This is a genomic window from Bartonella sp. 11B, assembly GCF_002022625.1.
Lineage (GTDB): Bacteria > Pseudomonadota > Alphaproteobacteria > Rhizobiales > Rhizobiaceae > Bartonella > Bartonella rochalimae.
Genome location: NZ_CP019783.1, coordinates 35,857 through 52,515, shown reverse-complemented (window position 1 = coordinate 52,515; position 16,659 = coordinate 35,857). Strand labels below are relative to the sequence as shown.

The window sequence follows — 16,659 nt, the reverse complement described above, 5'->3', positions numbered from 1 at the left end:
GAAAAAATAATTTAAATAAAACGGGGACGTTGGGACAAAAGTGCATGCACTCAAAATTGGCGAAAGGGGTTCTATTATGGATATCAATTTGGTTCTTGCTTCTGCTTCTCCGCGGCGTTTAATGCTTCTCGCACAAATAGGTGTTGAACCAGAATTTGTTTATGCAACCAATATTGATGAAACACCAAAATCAAGAGAGCATCCAGCAAATTTAGCAAAGCGTCTCGCAAAAACAAAAGCCCTCGCAGCACAGGAAAATTGGTTAAGAGATCAGAAAAATAATGCAAAAGAACCGTCATCAAAAAAATATTTAATTTTAGCTGCAGATACAGTAGTGGCAGTGGGGCGTGTCATTTTCCCTAAAGCAGAGGGAGAAGATGAAGCATACGAATGTTTGCGTTTTCTTTCAGGGAGAGCCCATAAGGTATATAGTGCTATCTGTCTCTTGAATGAGTGTGGAAAAAAAAAGATCAAGTTAGTTGAAAGTTCTGTGCGGTTTAAACGGTTAACCAAAACAATGATAGAGGCTTATGTGGCTTCTGGAGAATGGCAAGGAAAAGCCGGAGGGTACGCAATTCAAGGAAAAGCCGGGGCTTTCGTGACAAATATAATAGGGTCTTATTCCAATGTTGTGGGACTCCCTTTGGCTGAAACAATGGATCTCTTAATGACTTATCAGTATCCATTGCTTAATCATTGGTGCGAAAATTTCAGTGAAGGTGAATAAGACAAAGTGGGCGAAAATTTAATGGGTAAAGGAAAAAAACAAAACTTTACAGAAAAAGGTACCTTGAAAAACAATGAAACAGCGCAAAAAAGACGGAAAAAAAGCAGAAATATATCAGCCGCCCTTACAAAATAATTTGCGTCCATCGCGCCCCTGTCCAGAATGTGGAAAAATGTCTCAGCAGGATTCTTACCCTTTTTGTTCATCACGGTGTCGTGCAATCGATCTGAACCGTTGGCTGTCTGGGGCATATGTTTTGCCTCCACCTCCTCAAAAAACCGATGAGGAAGAGTGAACGAAAAATAAAATGCTTCAAAAGGAAAAAGTGCCATCTTTGTCTTTGTGGTTAAAATGAAATGCTGTTAGAATTTTTTTAACATATGATTTATGTTTAACGTGAATGCTTTTATCCGTGCTATTTGCGTTGGTTTTTTCAAAATATATGTCGGTGTTTGTTCTTTTATCTTCTTCCTTTATCTGTACCAAAACAAAAAGAGCACAAACTCGCTTGATATCAGGTTTAAGAGGTTCTGGTAAAATGTTTAGAGCATGACATAATGATACTCTTGAAAAAGAGTTGTAAGAGCGTGCCTGATGGGGAAGAATGGACAAATCTTACTGTATGGGAAGGCGCCATGGGGGAGGTTATGGAGCAGAATATCAGGGAATGTTGAGAGAAGTTTTAAGAGAAGGGCTGTGGAGGAAAAAGGTTTTCTTTTTCAAAAGAGGTTTTATTTCCCTCTTGCTATAGGAAGAGGATGTTCCCATATTTCTTTATTGTTAAAGTAAATTATTGTTTATGGGTGTGTGGAAGATCGTGAAGACGCTTGAAAAAAGTGCTTAGCGGTAAAGTACAAGCTCGTGAAAACAAAGAGCCTGTGAAGGCAGAGAGAAAGAAAAAATGAATTTGGAAAAATATAGCGAACGGCTTCAAGGTTTTTTACAAGCAGCGCAAAGCAGTGCTCTTTCTTCTGATCATCAACAGTTTATGCCTGAACATTTCTTGAAAGCGCTTTTAGAAGATAGCCAAGGGTTGGCCGTTTCTTTGATCCAGAAGGCAGGAGGCAATTTGCCAGCTATTCAAAAAGAGCTCAAAGAAGCGCTCGATGCTATGCCAAAAGTACAAGGTGGAAATGGGCAGCTCTATATGTCTCAGACTATGGCAAAAGTTTTCGCAAAAGCAGAAGAAATTGCTCAAAAAGAAGGGGATCAATTTGTAACAGTAGAACGTGCTCTACAAGCTTTGCTTCTCGAAAAAAATGCAAAAACAGCCGATATTTTGACAACAGGAGGAGTCACAGCGCAGGCTCTTGATGAAGCCATCAAGACAATGCGAAAAGGAAAAACAGCAACAAGTCGTCATGCTGAAAGCCAATATGAAGCGTTGGAAAAATATGCACGTGATTTGACAAAAGAAGCACGAGAGGGAAAACTCGATCCCGTAATTGGACGAGAAGAAGAAATCAGAAGAACTGTTCAAGTCTTATCGAGACGGACCAAAAATAATCCCGTGTTAATAGGAGAACCAGGAGTCGGAAAAACCGCTATTGTTGAAGGACTAGCTCTCCGTATTGTCAATGGTGATGTCCCCGAAACATTGCGGGATAAACAACTCTATGCTCTCGATATGGGAGCCCTGATCGCTGGGGCAAAATATCGAGGCGAGTTTGAAGAACGTTTAAAGGCTGTGCTCTCAGATGTTCAAGCCGAAAATGGACAAATTATTCTCTTCATCGATGAATTGCATAATCTCGTAGGAGCCGGAAAATCCGATGGGCCTATGGATGCTTCCAATTTGCTTAAACCTGCTCTTGCTCGCGGTGAGCTCCATTGTGTAGGCGCAACAACGCTCGATGAGTATCGAAAATATGTCGAAAAAGATGCTGCTCTAGCACGACGTTTTCAACCTGTCTTTGTTCCTGAGCCAACCGTGGAAGATAGTATCTCTATCTTGCGTGGAATCAAAGAAAAATACGAACAACACCACAAAGTACGCTTGGCCGATAGTGCTTTAATTGCCGCTGCACGATTGTCCCATCGCTATATTGCAGATCGTTTCTTGCCCGATAAAGCAATCGATTTGATCGATGAAGCCGCCGCACGTTTGAGAATGCAGGTCGATTCAAAACCAGAAGAACTCGATGCAATCGATCGGCGCATCATGCAGTTGAAAATCGAACAGGAAGCTTTAAAAACAGAAGTCGATCCCGCAGCAGAAGAACGCTTGAAAATCGTGCAGACTGAACTCGAAACACTGGAAAAAAATTCAGCAGAAATGACACAAGCTTGGCAGGCCGAAAAACAAAAATTAGGGTATGCTGCTGATCTGAAAAAACAACTCGAAGAAGCACGAAATGCTTTGGCTATTGCACAACGAAATGGACAGTTCCAACGCGCTGGTGAATTGGCCTATAGTGTCATTCCTGAACTCGAAAAACAACTCAATGTTGCCGAAAATGATGATCAACAAAATAATCTCGTCGAAGAAATCGTTACAGCTGAACATATTGCGCAAATCGTTTCACGGTGGACAGGAATTCCCGTCGATCGAATGCTCGAAGGGGAACGAGAAAGATTATTGCGCATGGAAGACGAAATCGGTAAACGAGTAGTCGGACAAGCTGAAGCTGTACATGCTATCGCACGCGCTGTACGACGCGCGCGCGCTGGATTGCAAGATCCTAATCGTCCTATCGGGTCCTTTATGTTCCTAGGGCCAACAGGTGTTGGAAAAACCGAACTCACAAAAGCACTCGCTGCTTTTCTTTTTCAAGATGCTCAGGCTATGTTGCGGATTGATATGTCCGAATATATGGAAAAACACGCCGGAGCACGCCTGATCGGTGCTCCTCCAGGATATATCGGATATGAAGAAGGAGGCATCCTCACCGAAGCTGTCAGACGGAGACCTTATCAGGTTATTCTCTTTGACGAAATTGAAAAAGCCCATCCCGATATTTTTAATTTGCTTCTTCAAGTGCTTGATGAAGGACGCTTGACGGATAGTCAGGGCCGAACCGTCGATTTTCGAAATACTGTCCTCATTATGACTTCTAATCTCGGAGCCGAAATCTTGACCGCATTGCCAGAAGGGCAAATAACACATCAAGCAAGAGATGAAGTGATGCAAGTGGTAAAAGCTGCTTTCCGTCCAGAATTTCTGAATCGCGTCGATGAAATTATTCTCTTTCAAAGATTACAGCGCAAAGATATCGAAGCAATCGTTGATCTTCAAATCCAACACTTACAAAATTTACTCAGTGAACGCAAAATTACCTTGCAGATCAAACCAGAAGCACGAACTTTGCTCGCGCATAAAGGCTATGATCCTCTCTATGGTGCGCGCCCCTTAAAGCGAATGATGCAAAGAGAAATTCAAGACCCTCTCGCAGAAAGTATTTTAAAGGGCACAATCCATGATAATACAACCGTGACAATTACAAAAGAAGGAGAGCAATTGATCTTTTCTCCTGAAACAGAAAGCGAAAAAGTAAACGCTTGAAAGGGTAAAATGACAGAGAAATACAATAAAACTTGACAAGGTGAATCTAAACAGCTATCATAAAGGCATAATCACAATTTCGTCTTTATTTAAGTGTTCTGCATTGGTTGTATGAAATCAGCAGAAGTTTTTTGTTTGTGTTTATAATTTATCTTGGCAATTGAAGCTGATTAAGAAATGGTAGTTGGGGAGATTTTCTAAAAAAGCACAGGAAGAAAATCTCCGTTATTCAAAAGCATTTCTTAAGAAAAAAATACAATCTCTTCATGCACAAGATTAAGTTTCTTTCTCTTAAGAAGAACCTTCTTCCTATAGAACAGACCTACTTCTCTAAAGAAAGAGCTCTGTTTCATTGGCTCTTTTGTCGCATTGAACTTTATGAAAGGCTAAAATTTGCTTAATTACTTTTTTTACTGCCCAGACTCTGCAGAGCAACACAGCTTCCCACACTGTCCTTGAGGATATTGAGTCATTGATCGTGTCTGGTGAAAACGTTTTTTCGACAAATTTTAAAGTTTTGCATATGAAAAAGGAACTCTCTGATGATACAGGATAATTCTCTTTCTTTGAAGGGGAAAGGACGGCCAAAAGGGACGGTGAATAAAACAACAAAGATTTTCAAAAAAGCACTTCTTACTGCAGCTGAACAGGCGGGAAATCAGTATGGTCGTGATGGTTTGGTTTCTTATCTTTGTTATCATGCGATCAATAATCCTGTTCCTTTCTTTTCTCTGTTAGCAAAAGTTTTGCCTTTGCATGTGATGGGAGAAAATGAAGAAAAGACCAAGGTTATTTCGCGTGTTGAGATTGTACCGATGGTTTCTAATATCGGTGATCTAAACGATCAAATAACGTCTTGACACATCGGTACTTGATTTTGGCACACCCAACCGCCACTTACAAAAATAATGATAAACGCAAGCCGAAGAGGCCGACAAAAAATACGGAACGTCTAAAAATGAAAAACAAGCAGCTGATAAATAACGATTTAAAGATTACCTAAGCCATACTCTATTCCCTGATTTTAAAGGAATATAGAAATTCTTCTTTTCAGTGATTGAGGAAGGTGGTTTGAGGAAGGTGGTGTATGTTCCAGGTTTATGTTTGAATATCTACAAAAAACCCATAAATGCGAAGAGTTTTTTAAGAAATTGTGAGTGATTTATATTTTAGGGTATGGCTTAGGTAATCTTTAAATCGTTATTTATCAGCTGCTTGTTTTTCATTTTTAGACGTTCCGTATTTTTTGTCGGCTTCTTCGGCTTGCGTTTATCATTATTTTTGTAAGTGGCGGTTGGGTGTGCCAAAACCAAGTACCGATGTGTCAAGACGTTATTTGATCTTAACTCTTTGTGTTGAGGAATGGAATTATACTCTTCGGGATCACTTTTGTTATGGATGATGTTTTATGATTTTTGGATCAAGAGTCTTAAGGGCAAGGATCTCGCAGAGAGCAGATATCTATTTTTGAAAAGTGTATTCTTTGAATAGGGTCATATAGTGCTTCACAATGAGAGAGAGTTCTATCGGTTAACAAGGGTTATAGCGCACAATGACAACCGTTCAGATTGCCTTGATTCCAAAGCTCATCCCTGTTTTTACTGGAAAAGCTGATGTTCGTGCTGCTTGGGGAGGGAGGGGATCAGGGAAAACACGCTCCTTTGCTTTGATGACAGCTGTGATTGGCTATCATCATGGAAAAGCCGGAGAACGAGGCATTATCCTTTGTGCGCGACAATTCCAAAATTCATTGGCTGAAAGTTCTCTCGAAGAAATTAAACGTGCTATCGAGGCCTATCCCTTTTTAAGCGACTATTATGAAATTGGCGATAAATATATTAGATCAAAAGACAGCTGTATCGTTTATGCTTTTGCTGGTCTTGATCGCAATATCGCTAGCGTTAAATCTATGGGGCGTATTTTGCTCTGTTGGGTCGATGAGGCCGAGCCTGTAACCGATGCCGCTTGGCAAATCCTGATTCCAACGCTCAGAGAAGAGGGAAAAGAGTGGCATTCCGAATTATGGGTGACATGGAACCCATGCCGAGAAAATGCTGCCGTTGAAAAACGGTTCCGTTTTACCAAAGATCCTAATATCAAAGGCGTTGAAATTAATTGGCGCGACAATCCAAAATTTCCTGCGAAACTTAATCGCGATCGACAAGCTGATTTAGAACAAAGGCCTGAACAATATCAACATATTTGGGAAGGGGAATATCTGCAGGCAATGCAAGGGGCTTATTACCAAAAATTGCTGCTTGAAGCAGAACAAGAAGGGCGTATTACTACAGTGCCGCGTGATCCTCTGATCCAGGTTAAAATCTTTTGGGATATCGGCGGAACCGGCGCTAAAGCCGATGCAACCGCTCTATGGGTGGCGCAATTTGTCGGACGCGAAATTCGTGTTCTCGATTATTATGAAGCACAAGGACAGCCCTTATCAGAGCATATCGGATGGGTCTGTCAAAAGGGCTATGAAAAAGCACTGATGGTTTTGCCTCATGATGGAGCTACAAAAGATCGTGTCTATAATGTCAGTTTCGAAAGTGCACTCCAACAAGCTGGTTTTCGTACCCAAATTATCCCTAATCAAGGTGTCGGTGCTGTCAAAATGCGGATCGAAGCTGTAAGACGATTATTCCCCGCTATATGGTTTAATCGTGAGACAACAACCGCTGGGCGAAAAGCCCTTGCCTGGTATCACGAAAAACGCGATGAACAACGTAATATCGGTTTGGGAGCCGAACACGATTGGGCAAGCCATGGTGCCGATAGCTTCGGGCTGTTATGCGTGGCCTATGAACAACCCAGTGCTCACAAAAAACGAGAGGCTTATCGGTCGCGTCCCTCTTCTTCTACAACATCATGGATGGCTTTTTAATGAATATGCAGACTGCTTCTAATTCAATTGAAACCCTCGAACATCAGGCGCTCTTTCAAAAGCTCGTTAACTGGTATCAAGAGGATATTGTTCATGTCGAGCAATGGCGAAAAAATGCTCAAGAAGATTACGATTTTTATAATGGGCGACAGTGGAATGAACAAGATCTTGCTGTTTTACGGGAACAAAACAGACCCGTTATGACATTCAATCGTGTTGCGCCCTTGATTAATGCTGTCGTTGGAACCGAACGCAATAATAAACGCCATGTTCAATTTATTCCACGACAAGAAGGCGCTGCTATCGCTAATCAAATCCTCACTGGAGCAGCAGAATGGTTTCGTGATGAGGCGCATGGTGAATATGAAGATTCCGATGCTTTTCAAGATACGGTTATTTGTGGGATGGGATGGACCGATACTCGGCTCGATTATGAAGAAGATCCTAGAGGAAAACCCGTCATTGCACGGCTCGATCCTATGAAAATGGTGTGGGATACAAGTGCCGTTAAACCTAATCTTATTGATGCTCAGCGGGTGTGGTATATCGATGAAAAACCACTGGAAATTGCACAAGAAATGTTCCCAAATGTGCATTGGAGTGAGCTCAATGCAGATTGGGTGCAACAGCAAACGGGAATGAGTTTGCATAGCGTTGGGAATGGAGATTACCAAAATGAAAGCTTCGGGGAAGGTGAAAATATTCTGCAAAGCCCTAAAATGGTTACTCTGGCTGAATGCCGGTGGTTCGAACGTGAAGTCATCTATAAGGTGCTTAATCCTCAAACTGGGCGGTTTACTGAGTATTCTGAACAGGACTTTGAACAGATTAAAAAAGAATTTCCTCTGTTTCCCGCAACAAAAATGACAAAAAAAGTTGTCAAACGCGCTTTCTTAGGAAAAAAATTGCTCGAGGCTCCCGATAAACCATTGGTCCCTTCTAATCAATTGGGGTGGGAATGTATTACTGGGACATTCGATAAATTAAGTCGACAATTCTATGGAATCGTACGTCCAGCCAAAGACCCTCAACGTTGGGCTAATAAATATTTTAGTCAAGTCATGCATTTGCTTAATAGCCAATCCAAAGGCGGTATCATGGCAGAGCGGGATGCCTTCGATGATGATCGACAAGCAACAGAAAGTTGGGCAAGAGCTGATAGTATTACTTGGCTGAAAAATGGTGCTGTAGCCGCTGGAAGAGTCCAACCAAAACCTGTCGCCCAGTTTCCAAATGGCTTTTTTCAACTCTTTAATGAAGCAAAGGGTGCTATTTCTCAGGTGACAGGATTGTCTCCCGAGTTTGTAGGAACACGCTCCGTCAATCAACCAGGTATACTCGAAGAAAAACGCCGGCAATCTTCGCTCAATCTTTTGGCTGCTTTCTTTGATGGATTGCGTCGCTATCGACAACGACAGGGAAAAATAATTCTCTATCTTATCCAAAATTATCTCTCTGATGGCCGTTTAATTCGTATTGCTGGAGAAGATAATGCTAAATATGTGCCCCTTACACGGGAAATGGTTACAAGTTTGGAATATGATATTGTGGTAGATGATGCACCAACAAGCACAAATGAAAAAGAACGGACATTTTCCGTTATTATGCAATTGTTGCCGCTTATGCAACAATTTGCAACGCCAGAGATGATGCTCGACTTTCTGCACTATTCACCTTTACCTGCATCGCTTATCCATAAAATTACACTCAAAGCACAGCAAAACAGTCAAGTGCTTACTGAGCAACAAGGGCCCCAACAATTCCCAGAAGGAGCAGAAGGTATCCGTGTTGCACAAGCTCTACAGAACCTTGTGGGATGAGTTTACTATTTCCAGAAGGAGCAGAAGGTATTCGTGTTGCACAAGCTCTACAGGATTTTGAGGGATGCGTCTTCTGTTTCTAGAAGAAGCAGAAGGTATCCGTGTTGCGTAAGCTTTACAGGATTTTGAGGGATGCATTTATTGTATATGTGCTCTGCGTGGGTATGGGGGCATTTTGTTGTTTTAGGCAAATGAGGAAAGCATAATGAATGAAGAAACTTTAACATTGGAAGAACAGCACGCATGGGAAACGCATTCTTTGCAAGAAACAAGTGATAGTTTGGAAGGAAATTCTGGGAGAGAAGAGGGAGGTAATGTCCTTGCAGAAGAGGACGATGAAAATGAAATAGTCTCACTGGAGCAGGAGAATGAAGGCGATCAGAGTGAAGAGCCAATGCAAGCTCCACCAGATCCGCAAAAAGACTTTATGGGCTATCTGCAATGGCTTGGACAAATGCTTCAAAATAAACAGCAGACATCAGAAGTGCAACAAACTGCTTCGCAGGGGCAGGGGGCTTCAGAAGCAGAGCGGTTGCAGTCTTTTTTTCATCAGTCTGTGGAGACTGTCAAAAAAGTACATAGCGATTTTAATCAAGCTGCTGATTTTGTTTATGAGATGCGTGCAAAGCAATTGGCTGCTTGTGCTTCTCTTTATCCTGAACTAGCAGATCCGAACGTTATTGATGCTATGATCGGCGATGAGTTGAAAAAGATTGTGCAAGATTGTCGTGAAAAGAATAAAAATCCGGCCGAGATGATTTATACAATCGCACAGACTATTGGCTATACAACACCACAAAATCATAAAGGTGAAATTCTACAAAATTATCAAGGGCAAAGTTTACAAGGAATGAAGGAAACAAAGAGCCTACAAGAAAGTGTATGGGAGGAGAAAGCTCTTCAGGAGAGGCAAAATTCTGCCCGTACCCTTGTCGCTTCTAATGGTTTGAGCGCCAATGGGCCAATTTCTTTGGATCTTCTCGATAAGATGTCCGAAGGAGAATTTAATGTTTGGATCGATAACCCAAAAAACAAAGCTGCTTTTAACCATTTAATGAGTGGGGGAGGGCTGTAAAGAGAGGAAAAATACTAAAAAATTAAGACACTAAAAATAACTTTCTGTTCTGAGCATTAGGATAGGAAACAATAAACGCCCGGTACAATACCGGTTTTTTTATATCAAAAATTATGAGGGGGAAAAATGGCTGCAACTCACATCGGACTTAATCATCCAATGGCTGTACGTACATGGTCAAAATTACTGAATCAAGAAGTCTCAAAAGCAATTTCTATTGCACCACTTATTGGAAGAGATTCCAATAGTATTATTCAATTGAAAGATGAAACCAATAAAGCGCATGGAGATTCTATTAGCTTTGGTTTACGTGTCCAATTGTTTGGTGAGGGGGTTACTGAAAAAGACCTTCTTACAGGAAAAGAAGAAGATTTACAATTCCTGACGGATCGCTTGGTCATTAATGAACTTTCTCATGCTGTTCGTGTTAGAAATGAAGGCACAATCGATCAACAGAGAACTTTACATAATTTACGGACAGAAGCCAAAAATGCTCTTGTCGATTGGTATGCAGATCGTTTGAGTCTGATGTTCTTTCTTCATGTCTGTGGTTTTACAGCAAATAAAATCAATTTTGAAGGACGAACCATGGCGGTAAAACCTGTGCATTACGGATTTAATCCACCAACTGAACCAACCGACAAACGGATACTGCGTCCTAATGGAAAAACAAAAGATGCAGATCTTAAATCAAGCGATATCTTTACTCTTCAGTTGATTGATAAAGCTGTCGAACGCGCTAAACTTGCTAACCCAAAAATTAGACCTGTGCGTGTCGATGGAGAAAATGTTTATGTCCTTTATCTCCATCCAACACAAGTTACACAATTGCGATCCAATACAGAGCCAGGGCAATGGCTTGATATCACTAAGGCCATTTACAGTGGAAGCCGTATGAAAAATCCCATCTATAATGGATCATTGGGTATGTATAATGGAGTCATCTTACGAGAAGCAGAGCATGTCACAGAAGGTGTAGGACCGGCATCTGAGGATGGTAAGACGATCCCTATGCTTCCTCATGTGCGTCGTGCCGTTTTGCTAGGGGCACAAAGTACTGTTATTGCTTTCGGTAAGGATCGGGGAGCAACACGCTATAAATTGGTGGAAGAGCTCTTTGACTATGAACGTGAGTTTGGTGTTGCTGCAAAAACAATTATTGGTATGAAAAAAACACGCTTCAGTTTGGAAAATGAGCGTGAAAAAGCTCAGGATTTTGGAACCATCGTGATTTCAACATACGCTCTCTCTTCTTAAAAAAGATTATAAAATTCCCTGCCAATTTTTAAACTTTTGGGAGGGAATAAAATAAAAAGGAAGCACTCATGCCTATTCCTGGATCTTCTTTAACAAAATCTTCTGCTCAATCTTATTCATTTGTTTCAAAAATCTCCGATCATGCCAAAACATTTGGGCAAATGGTGGCGCTGATTCAGGATGAAGTCGATGATACAACAGGTGAATATTCTATTCAAATTCAAGATTCTATTGTAACTGCTCTTCGCTTGTGTGAACAGGAGCCCTTTTTCTTCAATAAAATGCGGGAAATGCGCTTTAAAACACAAAGCGGAAAAACATGGTATGGATATGAAGATACCGCTTTTCTTGAAACAGAAATGGTTATTGAATCTTTGGTTCTTGAGAAAAAAGAAGCAAGGCGAATACCCCTTCTTTATAAATCAGGGAAAAAAGCACAAAAAGAATATAAAAGTCATTCAGTTCAAGGAACACCCGTATTCTACACCTTTTTGGATCAACAAATCGGACTGTTCCCAACACCTGATACTGTTGAAACTGTTCGCCTCTTCTGGAGACCAGCGCATTTTTCTGATAGTCTCGCTCTGCAAGATCAGAACCCTTGGTTTGTTTATGCTTTCGATTTAATTAAAGCACGGGCAAAGTACGAACTCTATAAAAATATTCTCAAAGATGCTGAATGTGCTGCTGTCGCGTTTAGCGATTTTCAAGAACAGCTCCAACTCTTGCGTTACGAAACATCGCGTCGCGAAGGATGCTCTCATATTCTTTCAACGGGGTTTTAAATGGCTTTTTTTCCTCTTGCGGATTATCGTCCCGATGTTGCTCATATCAATAGTCTCTTTACCGATGAACTTGTCAATGTGCTTCCTGCAGATGGATCTTATATCCCAATGCCAAATTTTAGTCCATTATCAGAGCCTTGTCCGGGGACTATTTTAGGCGCTATCGCTGTCAAAACAAAAAATGGTGTGTCGATTATTGCTGGAACAGAAAAAAAAATCTATCAGCTCAATAATACAACTTTGCAGTGGAAAGATATTACGCGTAAAAATAAATCCTATTTTGCTAATGTTGATGCACCTTGGTCTTTTGCGTTATTTGGCGATTATGTTATCGCTGTTAATGCAAATGATAAGCCTCAAGTTATCGATATTAATCAAGATGAAAATTTTAGAGATTTAGGTGGAAATCCTCCACAAGCAGGAATTGTTCGCGTTTGGGGCGATTTCGTTTGTCTCATGAAATTACCCGAACATCCACGACGCGTTCATTGGTCTGGGTTGAATGATGCTGAGTTCTGGACTGTAGGGAAAAAAAGCTGCGATTATCAAGATTTTCCCGATGGGGGATATGTGCAAGGAGCAACAGAAACAACAAATCCGTTAATCTTTATGCGTTCTGCAATTTATGCCGGCTCTTTTATTCCTGGATCTAAGATTATCTTCAGTTTCCAGAAAATACATGATAAACGTGGTGCAAAAAACCCTGAATCAATAGTTTGTCGTGGGGATCTCGCTTTCTTTGCTGATGAGGGAGGATTCTATCAAATTACTACAGATGGGCGAATTTCTCCGATCGGATTCGAAAAAGTCGATCGAACTATGGTGGCAAAAATCTCAGAAAATCAATTATCTACTCTGAGTGCTGCAATCGATGGCGTGTATAACCGCGTTTATTGGGTTATCGATGCCGATGAAACGATCGAAGAGCGGATCTTGCTGATCTATGATTGGGGATTGCAAAAGTGGACCAAAGCGACTGTAAATATCAAAATGATTTTGCCTATTTTTCTAACCGGATATACCTTAGAAGGGCTTGATAGAGTTTCAGAAAGTCTGGATGATTTACCTTTTTCTCTCGATAGTAAAGTGTGGCAAAATGAAACACCAATTCTGGGAGCTTTCGATCGTGAAGGGAGACTCGGATCATTTTCTGGATCCCCTATGGCTTGTGTCATAACCTCACAAGAAATGGGACAGACAAATGGTATGATAACCAGGGTGAGAAATATTATGCCCCAGGTGAATAGTAAAACATTTTATTTGTCGGTTGGTATGCGCTTTCGTCAAGCCTTTGAGGAAGAAACTGTTTGGTTGCCAGAAAGACAACCTTCTACGCATACGGGACAAATTCATTCTCGTGCTAGGGCGCGGTTTTATCGCTTTAAGCTTCGGATACCAGAAGGAGTCAATTGGTCTCATGTCACTGGATTTGATGTCGAGTTGAGGCCTGCCGGCATGCGTTAAGCATGCCAAAGAATAGGGCTTATGCGTTAAGCATACCAAAGAATAGGGCTCATGCGTCGAGTTTGCTAAGGCACAAAACTAGAATGGTGAGGATGCTAGGGTAAAAGCTTAATATGGTGAGTATGCTTGGGCAAGATGCTGATGCGGTGGGTTATTCAATCAGGAGGTATCAGTATAAATGAGCGCAATGGAGGGTGACAATAGGATTCTCCGGCTGTTTTTGGTGATGTATCGCGTGTTTCTTCCATAGGTAGGGCAGATTGAATGGCAGGATTATGTTTGTGGATAAGAGAATGCTCTAGATAAATGGTGAGAGATTTTATGGGGATAAGGGATGTATTGAGTATAGCAACAAAAAAACTTCTGGCGAGAGCAAAGTTAAGAAGTTGGGATGCTATGCCCTGGAAGAAAAAAGCTAAAATTGTAACACAACGCTCAGATCATGAAGATTTTTATTCTCTTCATTGTACGCATCAGTGGTCTTGGGAAAAAATGGCTCTTTATCGAGAGGCTATGAATGCAGCTATGCGGAAATATGCTCAACGATTTCCTCATGATGTGTGTTTGAAACATATGGCTGAAGAGATCATTGGTGGGCAGGCGCAGCTGTGGTTGATTTTAAAAAATAGAACTGAATTTAGTGCTTTTGTAATAACCAAAATTGAAAAAACGCACGATGGAAAAAAACGCGTTGTTATTTTAGACCTTGCTGGCCAGGGAGGCATCAAACTGGTTTCATTGATTGATCAACTCGAACAATGGGCACGAACTATCAAGGCTGATGAAATTTTGACACTGGGAAGATCTGGGTGGGCGAAAATGCTTGTTCATCACGGATATGCTATCAATTTTATTCATTATAGAAAGGTTTTAAAGCATGAGAAGACGGACAAGCCCTCAGGTTCAAACAACGACACAAACGAACGCTCCACCCTCGTGGGCGGAGGATATCTTAAAACAGGCAAGCGCTGAAGCTCTCAATTTGTATAATAAAGGCATAGGGGGAAATGTCTATCAAGGAGAACGGCATGCTGATTTAAGTGAAACAACACAAAATGCTCTTAAGGGTTTAGAAAATGCAGCCAATCAATATAACAATTCAGTCTTTAATGAGTGGCTCAAAGAACCTACAAAAAGTGCTCAAAATCTCTCTGAGATGGCCGCCGGAAATTGGATAGGCAATAATAGCAAATTTAATGATGCTCTTAGCAGAGCACTGAATAAAACATCCGATGTTGTTAATCAATCTATGGCAGGAGCAGGACGTTATGGCTCTGGTGCCCATACCGGTGTGCTTACCGATGAATTGGGAGCATTGGCAACTCAGGCAACCGCACAACAATATAATCAAGATATTAATCATATGCTCAACGCAAATCAGATGATTGATCGTTCGATGCAAAATCAAGTGAATACAGCCAATAATTTCTATCAAGGACAAAGCAATGCTCAAAATAATGCTTTGAAGGGCGGAATGGTACAAGATGCAAATAAGCAGCATGCTTTGGATGTAGAGCAAGAAAAATGGCGCGAACAGGATAATCAAGCCTGGAATCAATTGGAAAGATTGCTGCAAATTGGAACCAAAGCAGCCGGTAATTATGGAACAAAAACAGGAGAATCCACAACTATGCCTGCAATCACAAAGGATCCCTTACGTGATGCGCAGCGCGTGCTTGGCTTGTTGAAAGGCATTATTGGTCTTTCTGATGTAAACGTTAAAGAAAATATCGTTCTTGTAGGGGAGAAGAACGGCTATCCCCTCTATGAATTTAATTATAAAGGAAATTCGCAACGCTATCGCGGGGTTCTTGCTCAAGATCTCGTTCGTTTGAATCCCGATGCCGTTTATATGAATATAAAAACACATTTATTGCATGTGAATTATAACAAGCTCGGCTTTGGATTGGAAAAGATCAAAAAACCAAAGAAAAAATTCTTTGCCTTTTTTTCTTCTTTCTTTTCTTGGTTGTGGTCTGCAAAAAAAGGATAAATCCTATGAGCTCAATTTATGATTGGTCACTTATTGCGGCTGAGAATGCTCGCGCCGACGAAATAATCAACTGGGCTGAAGGACAACCTCCAAGTTCAGTGAATGATAGTGCTCGTGCAATGATGCAGCGCGTCAAAGAATATTTATCCGATATCGGGGGAACCGTTGAGGTTAAATTCACTATAACGGCTGAAGAGAAAGAAGAAAGTAAGAAAAAAACCTCTATTCATTTGACAACTAAGGCTCCTTATGCAGCTTATCAAAATGGTATTGTGCTTCGATTTAAAGCGCAAGAAACGAATGTCGGAGCCACAAGTGTTGTCTTAAATCAATTGTCTTCTCAGCCAATTTATAAAGGAACACAGGAGGGACTCCGACCGTTGACCGGTGGCGAGATGCAAAAAGAAGGGCTTTATGAACTGATCTATTATTCGGAAATCGGTGAAAAAAAAGAAGAAGGATGGTATTTAACCAATCCAGCTGTTGTTCTCCCTAAAGTCAGTGTTTTTCCTTCAGGCTTTATTGCTTCTTTTGCAACGGAAAAAATTCCGGATGAATGGTTATTGTGTGATGGTAAAGCCTATGCTCGAGGGGAATATGCAAGCCTTTTTGAGGCTATTGGAGAAGTGTGGGGGAAAGGAGATGGCACAACAACTTTTAATGTTCCCGATTTTCGTGGTATGTTTTTACGGGGATTGGATAGTGGAAAAGGAATTGATAAGGACCGTGTTTTAGGAAGTGAGCAAAAAGACTCTTTTAAATCTCATGACCATACAGGAACAACAGACAAATCAGGATTGCATGATCACATATATACAGGATACGAAGCGGCAGATGATGCATTAGGAGGGGGAGGACTTCTCAGACGTAGATGGACACAACAAAGATATACAGCTGATTCTGGAGAGCATACTCACAAATTAATCATCGATAAAACAGGGGGAAATGAAACACGTCCCCGAAATATGGCCGTTATTTATGCCATTAAGATATAAAATCTTTCTGTGCTAAAAACAGAGAGAATTTTTGCTTTCCTATGGGGAAAGGGCAAAATATTTGCAGTCTCTTGAGAAACACCATGATGGAAAAAATGCGCTTTTTAAAGGTTTCTTTCTTGCTAAAGATGCCTTTCATAAAGGCTTTCTTGTCTATTCT

Annotated in this window: 12 protein-coding genes and 1 pseudogene; all 13 read left to right on the top strand. The window is 41.0% G+C overall.

Annotated features, from left to right (window positions below; genetic code table 11):
* The first annotated feature begins 76 nt into the window (after nt 1-76).
* The 13 genes and pseudogenes from Bho11B_RS00240 (at nt 77) to Bho11B_RS00175 (ending at nt 16,499) form a co-directional block, all read left to right on the top strand.
* The gene (locus Bho11B_RS00240; protein ID WP_051668864.1) at nt 77-727 is read left to right on the top strand and encodes a Maf family nucleotide pyrophosphatase; all 651 of its coding nucleotides are present in this window, start codon (nt 77-79) and stop codon (nt 725-727) included.
* A 73-nt stretch (nt 728-800) separates the two neighbouring features.
* Entirely contained in the window at nt 801-1,022 is a 222-nt protein-coding gene (yacG, locus tag Bho11B_RS00235) for a DNA gyrase inhibitor YacG (RefSeq protein ID WP_035006595.1), read from the top strand.
* A 606-nt stretch (nt 1,023-1,628) separates the two neighbouring features.
* A complete protein-coding gene (gene clpB, locus Bho11B_RS00225) occupies nt 1,629-4,229 on the top strand; it encodes an ATP-dependent chaperone ClpB (protein WP_078673979.1) in 2,601 nt (866 codons plus the stop codon).
* 542 nt (nt 4,230-4,771) lie between these two features.
* Nucleotides 4,772-5,089, top strand: coding sequence for a hypothetical protein (locus tag Bho11B_RS00220; RefSeq protein ID WP_035006598.1), 318 nt, complete (start codon nt 4,772-4,774; stop codon nt 5,087-5,089).
* A gap of 692 nt (nt 5,090-5,781) precedes the next feature.
* A complete protein-coding gene (locus Bho11B_RS00215) occupies nt 5,782-7,110 on the top strand; it encodes a PBSX family phage terminase large subunit (RefSeq protein ID WP_078673978.1) in 1,329 nt (442 codons plus the stop codon).
* A complete protein-coding gene (locus Bho11B_RS00210; protein WP_078673977.1) occupies nt 7,110-8,930 on the top strand; it encodes a portal protein in 1,821 nt (606 codons plus the stop codon). Before Bho11B_RS00215 ends, Bho11B_RS00210 begins: the two co-directional genes overlap by 1 nt.
* 205 nt (nt 8,931-9,135) lie before the next feature.
* Nucleotides 9,136-10,005, top strand: a complete 870-nt coding sequence (locus Bho11B_RS00205; protein ID WP_035006601.1) for a hypothetical protein — start codon at nt 9,136-9,138, stop codon at nt 10,003-10,005.
* 126 nt (nt 10,006-10,131) lie between these two features.
* Nucleotides 10,132-11,262 carry a N4-gp56 family major capsid protein gene (locus Bho11B_RS00200; protein WP_035006602.1) on the top strand — a complete coding sequence of 377 codons (1,131 nt, stop codon included), beginning with the start codon at nt 10,132-10,134 and terminating at the stop codon, nt 11,260-11,262.
* Between the two features lie 68 nt (nt 11,263-11,330).
* A complete protein-coding gene (locus Bho11B_RS00195; protein WP_236829043.1) occupies nt 11,331-12,047 on the top strand; it encodes a hypothetical protein in 717 nt (238 codons plus the stop codon).
* Entirely contained in the window at nt 12,048-13,511 is a 1,464-nt protein-coding gene (locus tag Bho11B_RS00190; protein ID WP_035006604.1) for a hypothetical protein, read from the top strand.
* A gap of 396 nt (nt 13,512-13,907) precedes the next feature.
* A pseudogene (locus Bho11B_RS00185) lies at nt 13,908-14,384 on the top strand (hypothetical protein); the annotation flags it as partial.
* Between the two features lie 4 nt (nt 14,385-14,388).
* Nucleotides 14,389-15,504, top strand: coding sequence for a tail fiber domain-containing protein (locus Bho11B_RS00180; protein WP_078673976.1), 1,116 nt, complete (start codon nt 14,389-14,391; stop codon nt 15,502-15,504).
* 5 nt (nt 15,505-15,509) lie between these two features.
* Nucleotides 15,510-16,499, top strand: a complete 990-nt coding sequence (locus tag Bho11B_RS00175) for a phage tail protein (RefSeq protein WP_078673975.1) — start codon at nt 15,510-15,512, stop codon at nt 16,497-16,499.
* The last annotated feature ends 160 nt before the right edge of the window (nt 16,500-16,659 follow it).

Excerpts from the sequence above, each read along its gene's own strand:
- Bho11B_RS00240 (WP_051668864.1), top strand. The coding sequence starts at position 77 with ATGGATATCAATTTGGTTCTTGCTTCTGCTTCTCCGCGGCGTTTAATG.
- yacG (WP_035006595.1), top strand. The coding sequence starts at position 801 with ATGAAACAGCGCAAAAAAGACGGAAAAAAAGCAGAAATATATCAGCCG.
- clpB (WP_078673979.1), top strand. The coding sequence starts at position 1,629 with ATGAATTTGGAAAAATATAGCGAACGGCTTCAAGGTTTTTTACAAGCA.
- Bho11B_RS00220 (WP_035006598.1), top strand. The coding sequence starts at position 4,772 with ATGATACAGGATAATTCTCTTTCTTTGAAGGGGAAAGGACGGCCAAAA.
- Bho11B_RS00215 (WP_078673978.1), top strand. The coding sequence starts at position 5,782 with ATGACAACCGTTCAGATTGCCTTGATTCCAAAGCTCATCCCTGTTTTT.
- Bho11B_RS00210 (WP_078673977.1), top strand. The coding sequence starts at position 7,110 with ATGAATATGCAGACTGCTTCTAATTCAATTGAAACCCTCGAACATCAG.
- Bho11B_RS00205 (WP_035006601.1), top strand. The coding sequence starts at position 9,136 with ATGAATGAAGAAACTTTAACATTGGAAGAACAGCACGCATGGGAAACG.
- Bho11B_RS00200 (WP_035006602.1), top strand. The coding sequence starts at position 10,132 with ATGGCTGCAACTCACATCGGACTTAATCATCCAATGGCTGTACGTACA.
- Bho11B_RS00195 (WP_236829043.1), top strand. The coding sequence starts at position 11,331 with ATGCCTATTCCTGGATCTTCTTTAACAAAATCTTCTGCTCAATCTTAT.
- Bho11B_RS00190 (WP_035006604.1), top strand. The coding sequence starts at position 12,048 with ATGGCTTTTTTTCCTCTTGCGGATTATCGTCCCGATGTTGCTCATATC.
- Bho11B_RS00180 (WP_078673976.1), top strand. The coding sequence starts at position 14,389 with ATGAGAAGACGGACAAGCCCTCAGGTTCAAACAACGACACAAACGAAC.
- Bho11B_RS00175 (WP_078673975.1), top strand. The coding sequence starts at position 15,510 with ATGAGCTCAATTTATGATTGGTCACTTATTGCGGCTGAGAATGCTCGC.